This window comes from Leptospira sanjuanensis (genome assembly GCF_022267375.1).
Lineage (GTDB): Bacteria > Spirochaetota > Leptospiria > Leptospirales > Leptospiraceae > Leptospira > Leptospira sanjuanensis.
On the sequence record NZ_JAIZBH010000002.1, the window covers coordinates 315,333 to 328,083 of the forward strand.

Here is a 12,751-nt window from a genome sequence, read left to right on the forward strand (position 1 = left end):
CAAGTTTATTGTCGTTTTGAACGCATCCGAGAAATTAGAAAATTAAAAAAGTGCGGAAAAGAAAGCTTTGCAATTGTTTTCATTGATCGAGTCGGAATCGATCTCACCGACCGGTTAGTGTTCGCGGATCATTCGATATTGATTGTAAAGAGTATCGTCCGAATCGAAAACGGCTTCGGATAAGGCGAGGATTTCTCCCGATTGAAGAGATACAACGCGAAGCTGAAGCAAAAACGTCTGATCGTTGAACTGAACCGTTCCTAAAAGCAAAAGATCCACTCCCGATAACTTCCCGATTTCCAAACTTTTGTCCGAGAGCACCAGCCCCGATTTTTGAAAACTTTGCTCGTCGATGAGCCGGCCCAGTTGCGATTTTTCCACGAGAATCAGCTTTCCGGGCTCTGACATCTGCGGTAGAAGCTGAGAAGAAATCGTGCTTCCGAGCAGGGTCGGCGCTCCGTTTTCGTTTAATAAAGGTAAGATCGCGAGTTTGAGGGCGTTCTTTTTATCAGGGAAAGAAGCCGCGCGGTTGGTTTGGATTTGTTTTTTCAAAGCGGAAGAAGTTTCTTCCAAAACGGTATTCAACGGTTTTGCCGTGTTGTGTCTCGCGGATCTTCCGTTGCCCGCACAAGCGAAGATCAAAAACGAACTTAGGAATATGATAAAAATAGAATGTTTCATCAGAAGTATTTGACCAAGGTCACCCTGTTTCCCGTGGAATTGAACTTAACTACGTCGAACGTGGAAAGAGCGTAGGCGACTCCTCTTGTTTGAAGGGGAGTGTTATCGTCCGTCTTTGCAAGAGCGTTTCGGACGATTCTCGCGTGATTGAATCCCTTCCCTTCGTCCGTGATTCTGTAACCTACTTTCTGTCTGGAAAGAAAATATTCCACGAGAATTTTTTTGTCCCGATAATACGGATCGTTTTGACGTGCAAGAATGAACTGAAAGTAATTTCCGTTTTTCAAGGACTTTGCCTTGTCTTCGTTGGAAATATTCAGATTTCCGTGTTCGATCGCGTTGATGAGCATTTCCCGAAGACTGGTGCGGATCGAAAGGGTCACGGTCGGGTCCGTAAAACGCACAAGATTGAACGTCAATCTTTGACTCAACAACTCCGCGTTTTGAAGATAGTTGTTCATGGAAAATACGATTCGTTCCTCGTCCAAAAATCTTCCCATAAGATCCTGATCGGGTTCAAAGGCCCGTCCCAAAATCTCCCTTCCCGATTCGTGTTCGAGAATTTGAAGACGAACCTGCAATTCCTTCGGTTCCTTGAGGTATTTCTGCAGGAAGTCCGCGCGGAAATACACAGGTTTTCCGCTGGAAGACAATTCTTCCATTCGTTCCATCACATACAATTTTTTGAATGCGTCTTCGAGTCCGCCGGTGTTGTACATCAGTTCGAGAAAATTTTTCCCGAGAACGTCCTGCGGCTTGAACCCTAAGAAGGTGGAAATGGATTTGTTGCTTCCCGTAATGATCCCGTTCGCGTCGAGATCGAAGAGAAAATCCTCTTCTCCTTCGTAGAGATTTTTATATTGAACCGCGGATTGTTCGTGTCTTTGTTTGAGCATATTCAGATTGGCGGCCTGCGTTTCCAGATTCAACGAAAGTTGTTTGATCCGATCGGCGAGACCTAAGGAAAGAAGCACGACTTCGATCGCGGAACCGATCTGCAATCCCCACTGCGTGAAAAAATTATCCGGAAAAATTCCGAACGCCTTCATCGCGTATAAAAAACTTCCTAGGATCAGAACGGACCAAGCAGTTAAGAAGAATCGGGCGGGACGATGTCCCTTCCAGGCGCACTGAAGACTGTTGACCAAAAGCAGAATCAAAACGATCAACAATACGAGAATGCTCGAAATCACGCTGAAGGTATAACTGAAAAACGTAAGCGAGCCGACGCAGCCGAAGGCGCAGATTCCCATGATCGGATAATAGAATTTGTTCGTGATCGGAGTGATTTTCGAGGATTCCAAAAAGGATTTTCCGAAAAGACAAGCCGCCAAAAACGCGGAGAACATAAAAAACGGAAGGCTCACGTTCCCCCATTCGGGGTTGTTCGGCCAGAGAAACTGAAAGGATAAACCGTTCAGGGTCAACTGGAAAAGAATATCAAAAAAAATGAATATACTGTAAAAGAGATAACTTTTGTCGCGAGTAGTCAACAGAAGAAAGAGATTGTATACGAACATGACCAACATCGTTCCGTAATAAAAACCGAGGGTCGTATACTCTTTGGCGGTTTGTTCCAGAAATTCGGTTCTTGAATACGCGAACAAAGGAACCACGATCGAACTCTTGGATTGGATGCGGACGTAATAGTCGTTTTTGGAAAGCGGAGGTTCGCTGAGTTGAAACGGAAAATTCCGGTGTTCTGCGAGCCTGGACGAAAAAGGAAGTTCGTCTCCGGAAATGACCAATGGCAAAGAACCGTTTCGTTCCGAATACAACTGAAGAGAATCGATCAAACTGTATGTGAAAACCAGAACCCAGTTTCGTGTGCCCTTCTCCCGATTGGCGACGGGAACACGGATCCAAATCGCTGCTTCGGAATAACCGAGGCTGTTGTTGAACAAGGGAATGGATTTTCCGGATCGAAAGATTTTCTGAATTTCAGGAAGAGAAAGTTTTCCCGAATGATCCTCGTAATACGTGAGATACGGTTGAAGATCCAAGCCTTCCATGATTACGCTCGGTTCGAATTCGGAAGAGGAGGTTTGTGCGGGAAGGGAAAAAACCCCGGAAACAAACAAAGTCCATCCGAGAAAGACTTTGAAGATCCGGAGTTTGCAGATCACAGAAGACCCTTGAGGACGCGGAATAAGTCTGCGGTGACGATAAAGGTTCCGATGCTGCTTCCGATCTGAGGAAGCATAAACACGAGAAAAATGCGGATCACGTTATTCTTCCAATAACCTTTCCAGTGTTCGGAATCCTGCGCGATTCTTTCGAAGTCTTCCACCAAAGGTTTGCGGAGCCAGGATTCGGATAAGGCCGCAACCCAACCCGGTTTAATCACGGGATTGAAGTTTCCGATCGGAGCGGCTAAAAACGCAAGAACGATCGAAAGAGGATGGGCGAGCGAGATAAGAGCGCCTAACGCGGCCAAGCCTCCTTTCACTAAAATCCAACGAAGAACGAATTCCTGACCTTGTTGTCTTCCTCCGAAATAAAAAACGGTTAGAATCAAACCGAGAAAAATTCCGGGAACCAAAAGCCCCTTCCAACGATCCAAAGCGGTTTTTTGAGGAAGATGGTCGAGATGTGCAATTTCCTTCTCGTCCTGGACGTGGTTCATGATTCCCTGTAAATGCCCCGCGCCAACGACCGCAAAAACCTTTTTCCCGTCTTTGGCGGCGTCGCGGATTCTTTGCGCCAAGTAAGAATCGCGTTCGTCGATGATTACGTTCTTAATGGATTCGTAACGTTTCGGAAGCTGAGAAAACAGATCTTTGAGGACGTCTTCGGATTTCATCTCTTCGATTTTTTCTTCCGAAATATCTTCCTTTACGAAGAGAGAAGTCAAAAGCGCGGAAAGAAGAAACATACGATTGAAAAGCCCGATGTTCCACCAAGCGCGTTTGAGAGTCGTGGAAACTTCGCGGTCGATCGGAACGATCTTCGCGCCGATCTTCTCCCCTTCGGAAATCGCCATTCTCATCTCGTCTCCGGGACGGATGGAACCCTTGCCGAGTTTCTTTTGAAACGCGGAAAGAATCAGACTCGAAAGAAGAAGATACATTTTTCTTTCTTTAAAAACTTTGAATATATCCAGTTTCTTCCAGTGTTCGCTGTCCTTTACGGAACGCATTCTGGAGTTGCAGAGTTCTACGCAGACCGTGTCCGGTTTTTCTTCCCGGATGATTCTTTGTACTTCGTCGATGCTTTTTTGGCTGATATGCGCCGTCCCGAGAATCGTCACGGGAACCTTGCCGAGTTTAAACGTTTCGATCGGTTCCGAGCTGGGAACGTTTTTTTTACGCTCGGGTTTTGTCTTTTCTTTGAGTGATGATTTTGCCATTCCAAATGCAGTGTATGAAACCGAGATCCGAGAGTAAAATGAAATTCTCCCTTTTTTGAAATCGATTTCCGAAGTGGGATTCTCTTCTTTCGGAACGTCTCAAAAAAGTATTGAAGAATTGAAGACGATCCAATAATGTCTCGTTACTTCTTAGAGAACTAGATCTATTTATCACCGGGAATTCTGGACACAATGTTGGCAAAAGGAACGAAAGTAGTCAATGTAGGCATCGCCGATCTGCAAGGGGCGCAATCTCCCGAAATTTTGAGAACCACTTTGGGTTCCTGTATCGGCGTGGTTTTTTACGCTCCGGATAAAAAGATCGGAGCGATGGCGCACTTCATGCTTTCCAAAGATCCGGGCGGAAAAGACTCTCAGAAAAATCCTTATAAATACGCAGAGACCGCCATTCCACTTTTGATTAAGAAGATGAGCGAGATGGGTTGTAATCCCGGCGATTATTCCGTACGTTTATTCGGCGGAGCTTCGATGTTCAAGGGAGTTCAATCCAGCTTTCTGCAAAACATCGGCGAACAGAACATTCTTACCGCAAGAGCCATTTTAGAGCAAAATAAAATCCCTTTGATCGTGGAAGACGTCGGAGGCAACGACGGTAGAACCATCAGCTTGTATTTGGACGACGGCCGTGTCCTTTTAAAAAAGGGCGGGTTTGAAAAGTACCTCTACAAGGTCAGGTAAGAAAAGATGAAAGAAAAAATAGACCAACTCTTTTTAAACGACGCTCAGCTCCCGAGAATTTCATCCGTGGTCACGAAAGTGATGCAGATGGTTCAAAAACAGGACGTGGCGATTCCCGATCTCGCAAAAGAAATTTCGAACGATCCTGGTTTGACGACCGAAGTGATCAAACTTTCCAACTCCGCATACTATCGCGCCGCGAAACCGATCAAAACCGTTCAGGAATCCCTGATGACATTGGGAATCAAAACGGTAAAAGACATCATTCTTCTTACCGCCGCGAGAGGAATCATGAAGAAGGATCTGAAAGGATATCAGGTCGAAGCGGATGACAACTGGATTCATTCTCTCACCGTTGCGGAACTTTCCAAACGAATCTGCGAACAAAAGAAACTCAAAGTCGGTTCCGATCTCGCTTTTACCGGCGGACTTCTGCATAACATCGGTAAGGTGATTCTCGCGGATTTTTCCCCTGCGGTGATCGTAAATCTTAGGGAAGAATTAAAGGCTCATTCTTCTTCTTTTGAAGAACTGGAACGCAAACATTTCGGATATTCCCACGAAGAAGCCGGAGCGAAACTGTTAGCAAAATGGAATTTTCCGAAAGAATTGATTCACGTAGCGGAACATTACAGCAAGCCGGAAAACGAAACCGAATTTCCCGAATTGGTTTCGGTGATTCATGTCGCTCATGCGATCACCATTACTGCCGGTGTAGGAATCGACATCGCGGGATTGTCGAATCCGATTTCCAATAAAGCTTTGCAGATTTTAGGAATTACGGATTCTGACTTGCAGATGTATTATACGGTTCTTCCCGAAATACAGAAACATATCCGTGAGTTAATCCAGGCTTGAAAAAAAACCTCGCTTTGATCGGCCCCAGGGGGGTCGGAAAATCCAAAGTCTCCCGTAAACTTTCCAAACTGACCGGGATGCCTGTCGTTTCCACGGATATGATCGCCGTGTATGAAATCGGAGGAATTTCCATTCCCGACTTCATTCAAAAGAATGATGGAGACTGGAGAGCGTTTCGAGACTTAGAGTTTCGAATATTAGAAAAATTAAAAACTTCCAACGGAATCATCCTGGATTGTGGCGGGGGAATATTATTTGATTTGGATACAAAAGGAAAAGAAATCCTCAGCACCCGCAAAATTGAACTTTTAAAATCGATTGCATTCGTTTTCGGACTTTCTCGATCCACGGAAACTCTCGTGGAAAAGATTCAAAACGATCCGACCCGCCCTCCTTTAAGCGCCGTTACATCCTACCGCAACATTTTGGAAACTCGGCTTCCCCACTACAAAAGCGTTTCCGACTATTACTTAGAAATCGATGATTTGAAAGTCGAAGAGGTTTGTTCCAGAATTCTGCAGAAAATCGAATATTGAATTGACACATTTTAGAAATATTTGGTTCCCTTTTTTCAAAGCTTTTAGAAAAACAATAATAAAACCGTATAAAGGCAACTAACGAGCCCTAAAAACGGGATGAGCAGGGAAGAAAGATGTCAGAATTGGACGTTCCAAAAAAGAACAAACACTCGATCGAAAGACTTACCAAGATTATCCGGCAGAGAAACTACAAGAAAGCTACGGCTTATACTTACCTAAAATACAATTTAGACTTTCTGCATTTTGCGGATAAGCCCGCGGAAAAGATCACTCTCAAGGACTTGAACCGTTATATGGATCACTTAAGGAAGAGAAAGGTCTCCTCCTCCACGATTCAAATCAACGTCAGCTCCTTAAAAATGTTCTTTGAAGACGTGATGAAGATGGATCTGTTCCGCGATTTTCAAAGACCCGTGCGGGAATACAATAATCCGAACGCGATCACTTTTAAAGAGATGCAGAATATTCTAAGAACCGCATCTATCAACGCGAAACACGAATTGATGTGCGGTTTGGTTTATTTCGGAGGCCTTCGTGTGGGAGAATTGATCTCTCTTCGATGGACGCATCTGGATTTAAAACGAAGATCGATTCAGATCAAATCTCCGATTCTTTCCCAATCGAGAACCGTGGAGATTCCGGCGGAGCTAGGAATGTTGATTAAAAAATACGAGAAGGAAGTTTTTACCGTAGCGAACGCCTATCTGTTTCCGGGAAAGACTTCCGGATCGCATACGACTTCGCGTAACGTGGAACGAATCATTTCGGAAATCGGAAGAAGTTCGGGGATTTCCAGTCCGGTCACGGTTTTTACGTTAAGACACAGTCGAGCCTTGCATCTGATCGCGGACGGTTCTTCTCTGAATCACGTAAAGGATTTTCTCGGTCACAAAACCTTGGCGAGTACCGAATCGTATATTCCGGTTAAGAAAAATCTTCGCGCTTCCGTACGGGAAAAATCGAGACAGGACGCTCTGCGAAACATCCGTAAGAAATTTAGAACAGGCTGAGCAAATAACGATTCAAAAAAGAATGAATCGAATCTCCGTTTCCAAATAAAAAAATTAGAGTGAGTTCCCCTACGAACGATTCGATCGATCGATTGTTCGCAAAGCCCTTTTTCTCAATAGAAGCGATTGGATCCGTTCATGTCTTTCTTTCGTAAGAGGCATGAATAAAAAGAGAAAGGATCCGATAAGAAAAAAACTTCCTACAACCGGTCCGAATAGAATCGAAAGCCGAAATCCGAGTTCCGGAATCTGTTCGATCGATCCTTCTTGATATCCGATCGCGCCGAGTAAAATCCCTCCGAGACCGAGTCCCAGCGCCCTTGCGATTTTTGTGGCCATCTTCCAAAGACCGAAAAACCAACCTTCCCGTTTTTCTCCGGTTTTGAGTTCGTCGTAGTCTACGATGTCCGCAACGAGAGAATCGAAAAGCAATACGGCACCCGCAAAAAATCCTCCGAATACGGCGGCGAACAGGATCGGAAAAATCCCTCTTTCCGGGAAGAGAGGATAAACGACCACAGTCATCGATCCTAAGAGAAACACACCCCAGAACGCGGGAGTTTTTTTCCCGAACTTTCCCGCGAGAAACACCCAAAGCAGGATCGAAAGGATCAGACAAAATACGAACGGAAGCAGGATCGCCAAACCGATTTCCGTTTCGGTCAAACGAATTCTATATTTGTAATATAGATTTACGATCGAAGAGTTAAACGTCCTCCCGAAGGTGGCGGTGATAAAGGCGAGTAACAACGGGAGAAAATAACGATTTTTGAATACGCTTGTGATTTGACGGGACCAGGAAAGACTTCTCCGTTTCGAAACCGAATTTTGATTCGGCATCGGGTCGTTCCGATCCCTTCCCCGCGTCGCTATAAACGTCAGGACCGCCGTCGCCGTCAAAATACAGGCGATCGTGATCGAGGTATAGCTCCTCGTGATCAACAGTCTTTCCGTCTCAGTCGAGGTCGGGAAGACGGCGGAATAAACGGAAGGCAAAATCAGAACGAGAATAAATCCGATGTTGCTGAAGAAAAATCTCCAACCGAAAATTCTTGTTCTTTCTCGGGGTTCGAAAGACATTTCTCCGCCGAGAGCGATATGCGGTACAGCAAGAATCGTCATCGACGTGTTTACGAGCAGATAGATTCCCAATAAAAAGAAAAACTTCTCCGTTTGCGTATCCAATGCGGGAGGGGAAAACATGAAAAAAACGGAAAGTCCTAAAAGAATCCCTCCGATCAAAATATACGGTCTCCGTTTACCGAATCTGGATCGACTGTGATCGGAGATATATCCCATCAGCGGATCGGAAACCGCGTCCCATAGAACCGCTACGGCCAGGGCGATGCCGGCTAACGCGGGTTTGAGTCCGATCGCGGTTACGAAAAATTCGAGTAAATAGATTTGAGCGAGAACTTCAACGGCTGTGATTCCGATCTCGGCGGTCGCATATCCCGCCATAACTCGGACGGGAATGGGTTTTGAATTTGGGCGCATCATCGCAATTGCGAACGAAAGTCTATCCTTTGACGTAAGTCGATTGTTTCTTTAAACCTTTGCGTTTGAGCATCGGACCGAGAATTCCCGCCGTTGCAGGAAAAGCGTTTCCGATCTTGGCAAGAATTCCTCTGCTTCCCGGTATCAAAACTTCCAGCGGCTTTTTGGTCAGAACTTTTCCGAGGATAATTCCGGTCACTTGTTCCGCGGTTAGTACCTTATCTCCGGAGAATGTCATGGAAGCTTGTTCGTAATCCTTTTGCAGGTCGAGCATCGGAGTTTTGATCGCGTCGGGGCAAACAACGGTCACGAATACGTTCTTTTCTTTTAGTTCCTGTGCGATCGCGAGTGAAAATCCGCGGACCGCAAACTTGGAAGTGGAATACAAGGAGATTCCCGAGATAGGCGCGACTCCCGCAAGAGAAGCGATGTTTACGATATGCCCGGCGCCCGAGGCCACCATTCTTGTCGCGGCCTCTCTTGTTCCGTACATAACGCCCTTTGCATTGATGTCCATGTGACGATCGATATGAGCCGCAGGAACCTCGTAGATATAACCGGGAAGAAGATAACCGGCAACGTTTAAAAGCGCGTCGATCTTCCCCCATTTTTTATACGCGAGATCCATGACCTTCTTCCAATCGTTCGGCGACGTTACGTCGAGTTTGGAAACAAGGACTCGGTTCTTTTCGTTTTTCCAAGGAGAAGCGAATTTTTTGAGTTCTTTTTCATTGATGTCCGTGATCAAGATCGAATGTCCAGCGGCAAAGGCCTCTTTCGCCAACTCTTTTCCGAGTCCGCCCGCACAACCGGTAATCATTAAAATCATAATATTCTATTTCCTTACTATAGATTAAACGACCGGAGAACCGAAAGAAAGTCTTCCGAAACTGAACGTAGGCGCGGTTCCGGGAAAAAGCCAATAGCTCGTCATTTCCGAGGAAGGCATCACGTTGTAGAAATTTGGATTCCGAGAGGACTTTCCCGCCATTTCCTTTTCCTGAACCATGGAGATATATTGTTCCAAGCCGATTTCGAGAGTGTTTCCGTTCAAAATCACTTCCATTCCGGTCGCCTTTGCGTATTTACGAACGCCCGGAATTCTCGAATGCAAAGGAGAATAACTGTCCGCGCTCACTCCGTTTTCGCTCGAAACGAAAATTCCTTCGGGAGTATGAGCCACCAAAGAATGATTTCCCGCGGTATGACCCGGAGTTCGGATGAGCGCAACCCCTTGTCCGAGTTCTACGTCTCCGTCCAAAACGACGATACGATCGCTCGCGACTCCGCCCGTTCCGTTCGGACAATACCAATCCGATTGAGGAGGAAGAAGTCCTTGTACGGAATCCCATTCCTGTTTCATGACAAGAAGTTTCGCGTTCGGGAAATATCCTTTTTCTCCGTTTGCTCCGAGCCATTTGCGGATGTCCTGCGTATGAAGATGATCATACGAAATATAATCCACCTTTTCCGGAGAAATCCCCGCGTCTTCGAGACATTCTTCCACCGTGTTTAAGATCGGTGCGATGATCTTTTTGCCGATGGATTGAAAGGGACCGAAACTTTCTGCGAGCCGTTTAAAGAACGGGGTTTCCGCATTCCCGTCCAAGTCGGAAGGAGAAAACAAAAGCGTTTTGATTCCTTCCGAAGTTTTGTATTGAACGATGAACAATCGATTGAGGATGTGCATGTACGGAGTCGGAAGGCTGTACGCGTTCAAGAGCGCATAACGCGTCGGATATGGAACCCGCACGAGATCGTAGGATCTGTAAAAGACAACCTGCGAACCGGATAACATCTTCTCCCGAAATTTCCGGGAACGTTTTCGAACGTCTTCCAGGCGATCCACAGGATGCGGAAGGTCTCTGGAACCGACAAAGTCCGGAATGGGCTTGATCGAAGAATCCTTTTTCGTTTTGGAAGCGGACGTCGTTTTGTTTGCGGTTGCCTTTGCCATCTTCAATTTCCTCGATTGATCAGTATGATAAGATTCGAATCCTCGCCGATACAAACGATCTTAGAACGGTTTGTAGAGAACGATGTACGAAACGACGAGCCCGAGCAACGGGAAGCCGAACCAGAACACTTTTCCTAGAGAAGGTTTTTTGTAAACCGCGGTCAAAAGTCCGCCGTATGCGAGCCAGATCGCGAACTTTGCGATCACCCAACCCGGCCAAGGCCAAAGAATTCCGAGCCTTGCAAGCATTCCGAATCCGCCTAACAGGATGAAGAACATTCCGATTCCGTGCGTGATTGCCACGATTTTACGATTGGTGAATTCTTTATTTCCTCCGTTGAGAACGTGAAGCGTCACCCCGCCGAGCGCGGTAAAAAGGAGAAGAATTCCGAAGATGTGAACCATTTTATAGACTGTGTAAGAAATCATAAACCAGCGTTTCCTTATTGATCGTCGTATGTTCTCCGATCGAGAACCGCCTGACTAGGCGACCGAGGGCGCAATGTGCCGCTCACGGCAGTCCAATCTTCCGGGGAGAATGGACTTTGGCAACGATTGTTTGTCGAAAGTAGCTGTTCTACGAAGACTTCTTTCTAAAAACATAGGATCTGCAAATGGGTCTCCTCAAATGACAAGAGTCGGCTAAATGGTAATTATAAAATAAAAATCTCGGTTTTTACAAAAGAGCCGCAGTTTTTAAATTAAATTTCTCTTGCATTACTTTCGTTTGTGATTTCTATGGCTATAGAATATCACAAACGAGATATTTTTCAAAGTGAAGATTGATTATTAACAAACGTAACGAATTGAAGAATTTTTTGCTACAAAGTTTCACTGTATTTAGAATCGTCAAGAATTCCTTGATAGACTTTATCGTGAAAAATATCCGCGATTGTGAGCATACTTTTGGGAGATTCGCATGAATTTAAAAGGGAATTTGATTTTATTATGTTTATTTGCGCTAAGCGTTACGGAGATAGCCGCGCAAAATCAGGGAGATGCACCATCACCGGCTCCGTCTTCATCGAAAGAAAGAAACGTTGAAATGTTCTTTAGAGTGACCGATAATAATATCGACTCAGCAACGGCAAAGAATGCAATTCTAACGCAGAATTCTTTGATGTTGAACAAGGCATTCGGTGGAACGAGTTTCATGTCCTTTCCAAGTGCTCAAAATTTTAAGGGCAAGGGTTTCGATTGGGGAATGGGAATTCAGAACGGGATCTATAAAAGTAATATTTTAGTTTCGTACGCTGGTCTAAAAACGGACGGTTTCCAAAATTTTGAATATGAGAAATCAACGTTAGCTCTTGGATCCGGATCAACCGCTAGCCGGATGACTACGACTTTGTTCGACGACTATATTTATGATAACAATAAATTGAGAACCGCTCGGATTGGCTATGTCGGTGAGATTCTTCCATGGCATGCCAATGCGAATAAATTCCTCTCAAATATCGGTTTTAGATTCGGGTTGGAATTGAATGGAAATTCTACTCAGCTTAATTCTACTTATAACATTTATTCTTCCAGTTTTTCCTCGACAGCGAGTTCGGGCGCTACTACAACCTCTCAATTGAGCTCGATAGACTTTTTAACACAAAGAAAAATCGATTATTACGAAGCGTTTGTCAACGGAGTGATCGGATTAAGTTATACTCTTGAACTTAAGGAAAAGCATAGATTCTTTTTTAGCGTTGAACACTTTGAAAGCGTAGCAAATAGCGGGAAATACTCCGAAGAGGTAAAAGCGTTCGTCAACCTGGGCTCTGCATTCGGTTCTTCATCATCAAGCTCTGCAAGTCCTTTGTTAATTCCGTTTACGACAAAAGTAAAGGGCGGCGCTACAACGGAACTCGTCGGAAATCGATTTCAATTCGGGTATACGTATCAGTTTACTGAATTATTTGGTTTAAATCTTTCTTACGGATATTGGGACGCAACGCATACGGTTACCGATTCGAAAGTGAAAGAGACGGCAAATCCGCTCACGTTAATCGGTTCGATGTTTTCGAGCTCGTCTTCTTCGAGTTCGTCAATGAGTTCCGCATTGCTGGGCTTTTATTTTTCGGGAGCGCCTGCGCTCGGACCGTTGCCATCAACTCGTGACGTAAGATCCCAAATTTCGATCGCAGCAACGCTTCGATATTGAGGATAAGAA

Annotated in this window: 12 protein-coding genes; 5 read left to right on the forward strand and 7 right to left on the reverse strand. The window is 45.2% G+C overall.

The window, feature by feature from the left end; translation table 11 throughout:
- Positions 1-114: 114 nt before the first annotated feature.
- From LFX17_RS19465 to LFX17_RS19475, 3 genes are read right to left on the reverse strand one after another with little or no spacing between them, the layout of a single operon-like run.
- Positions 115-681, reverse strand: coding sequence for a CsgG/HfaB family protein (locus LFX17_RS19465; protein WP_238731849.1), 567 nt, complete (start codon positions 679-681; stop codon positions 115-117).
- Positions 681-2,807: a 7TM diverse intracellular signaling domain-containing protein gene (locus tag LFX17_RS19470; protein ID WP_406600722.1), complete on the reverse strand. Its 2,127-nt coding sequence runs from the start codon at positions 2,805-2,807 to the stop codon at positions 681-683. Before LFX17_RS19470 ends, LFX17_RS19465 begins: the two co-directional genes overlap by 1 nt.
- The gene (locus tag LFX17_RS19475) at positions 2,804-4,030 is read right to left on the reverse strand and encodes a TraB/GumN family protein (RefSeq protein WP_238731850.1); all 1,227 of its coding nucleotides are present in this window, start codon (positions 4,028-4,030) and stop codon (positions 2,804-2,806) included. The genes LFX17_RS19470 and LFX17_RS19475 overlap by 4 nt, the downstream gene beginning before the upstream one ends.
- Before the next feature lie 192 nt (positions 4,031-4,222).
- On the opposite strand from LFX17_RS19475, the gene LFX17_RS19480 reads away from it, so the two are divergent.
- The 4 genes from LFX17_RS19480 to LFX17_RS19495 all read left to right on the forward strand — a co-directional run bounded on the left by LFX17_RS19480 (position 4,223) and on the right by LFX17_RS19495 (position 7,136).
- Positions 4,223-4,729, forward strand: a complete 507-nt coding sequence (locus tag LFX17_RS19480) for a chemotaxis protein CheD (RefSeq protein WP_135780092.1) — start codon at positions 4,223-4,225, stop codon at positions 4,727-4,729.
- Between the two features lie 6 nt (positions 4,730-4,735).
- Positions 4,736-5,587 carry an HDOD domain-containing protein gene (locus tag LFX17_RS19485; RefSeq protein ID WP_238748705.1) on the forward strand — a complete coding sequence of 284 codons (852 nt, stop codon included), beginning with the start codon at positions 4,736-4,738 and terminating at the stop codon, positions 5,585-5,587.
- Positions 5,584-6,123, forward strand: coding sequence for a shikimate kinase (locus LFX17_RS19490; protein WP_238748706.1), 540 nt, complete (start codon positions 5,584-5,586; stop codon positions 6,121-6,123). The genes LFX17_RS19485 and LFX17_RS19490 overlap by 4 nt, the downstream gene beginning before the upstream one ends.
- A gap of 116 nt (positions 6,124-6,239) precedes the next feature.
- The gene (locus tag LFX17_RS19495; protein WP_238731853.1) at positions 6,240-7,136 is read left to right on the forward strand and encodes a tyrosine-type recombinase/integrase; all 897 of its coding nucleotides are present in this window, start codon (positions 6,240-6,242) and stop codon (positions 7,134-7,136) included.
- 69 nt (positions 7,137-7,205) lie between these two features.
- Here the strand turns inward: LFX17_RS19495 and LFX17_RS19500 are convergent, their stop codons facing one another.
- Genes LFX17_RS19500 through LFX17_RS19515 form a run of 4 tightly spaced genes read right to left on the reverse strand, consistent with a single transcriptional unit; the run spans position 7,206 to position 11,019 of the window.
- On the reverse strand, positions 7,206-8,636 hold the full coding sequence (locus LFX17_RS19500) for an MFS transporter (protein ID WP_238748707.1): 1,431 nt from the start codon (positions 8,634-8,636) through the stop codon (positions 7,206-7,208).
- 19 nt (positions 8,637-8,655) lie between these two features.
- Positions 8,656-9,462: an SDR family NAD(P)-dependent oxidoreductase gene (locus LFX17_RS19505; protein WP_238748708.1), complete on the reverse strand. Its 807-nt coding sequence runs from the start codon at positions 9,460-9,462 to the stop codon at positions 8,656-8,658.
- A gap of 24 nt (positions 9,463-9,486) precedes the next feature.
- A complete protein-coding gene (locus LFX17_RS19510) occupies positions 9,487-10,590 on the reverse strand; it encodes an MBL fold metallo-hydrolase (protein ID WP_238731856.1) in 1,104 nt (367 codons plus the stop codon).
- Positions 10,591-10,650: 60 nt separating this feature from the next.
- Entirely contained in the window at positions 10,651-11,019 is a 369-nt protein-coding gene (locus LFX17_RS19515; RefSeq protein WP_238731857.1) for a hypothetical protein, read from the reverse strand.
- Between the two features lie 490 nt (positions 11,020-11,509).
- Here LFX17_RS19515 and LFX17_RS19520 point away from each other — a divergent pair, with 490 nt between their 5' ends.
- The gene (locus tag LFX17_RS19520; protein WP_238731858.1) at positions 11,510-12,742 is read left to right on the forward strand and encodes a hypothetical protein; all 1,233 of its coding nucleotides are present in this window, start codon (positions 11,510-11,512) and stop codon (positions 12,740-12,742) included.
- Positions 12,743-12,751: the final 9 nt, after the last annotated feature.

Excerpts from the sequence above, each read along its gene's own strand:
- LFX17_RS19465 (WP_238731849.1), bottom strand. The coding sequence starts at position 681 with ATGAAACATTCTATTTTTATCATATTCCTAAGTTCGTTTTTGATCTTC.
- LFX17_RS19475 (WP_238731850.1), bottom strand. The coding sequence starts at position 4,030 with ATGGCAAAATCATCACTCAAAGAAAAGACAAAACCCGAGCGTAAAAAA.
- LFX17_RS19480 (WP_135780092.1), top strand. The coding sequence starts at position 4,223 with ATGTTGGCAAAAGGAACGAAAGTAGTCAATGTAGGCATCGCCGATCTG.
- LFX17_RS19485 (WP_238748705.1), top strand. The coding sequence starts at position 4,736 with ATGAAAGAAAAAATAGACCAACTCTTTTTAAACGACGCTCAGCTCCCG.
- LFX17_RS19495 (WP_238731853.1), top strand. The coding sequence starts at position 6,240 with ATGTCAGAATTGGACGTTCCAAAAAAGAACAAACACTCGATCGAAAGA.
- LFX17_RS19500 (WP_238748707.1), bottom strand. The coding sequence starts at position 8,636 with ATGATGCGCCCAAATTCAAAACCCATTCCCGTCCGAGTTATGGCGGGA.
- LFX17_RS19505 (WP_238748708.1), bottom strand. The coding sequence starts at position 9,462 with ATGATTTTAATGATTACCGGTTGTGCGGGCGGACTCGGAAAAGAGTTG.
- LFX17_RS19510 (WP_238731856.1), bottom strand. The coding sequence starts at position 10,590 with ATGGCAAAGGCAACCGCAAACAAAACGACGTCCGCTTCCAAAACGAAA.
- LFX17_RS19515 (WP_238731857.1), bottom strand. The coding sequence starts at position 11,019 with ATGATTTCTTACACAGTCTATAAAATGGTTCACATCTTCGGAATTCTT.
- LFX17_RS19520 (WP_238731858.1), top strand. The coding sequence starts at position 11,510 with ATGAATTTAAAAGGGAATTTGATTTTATTATGTTTATTTGCGCTAAGC.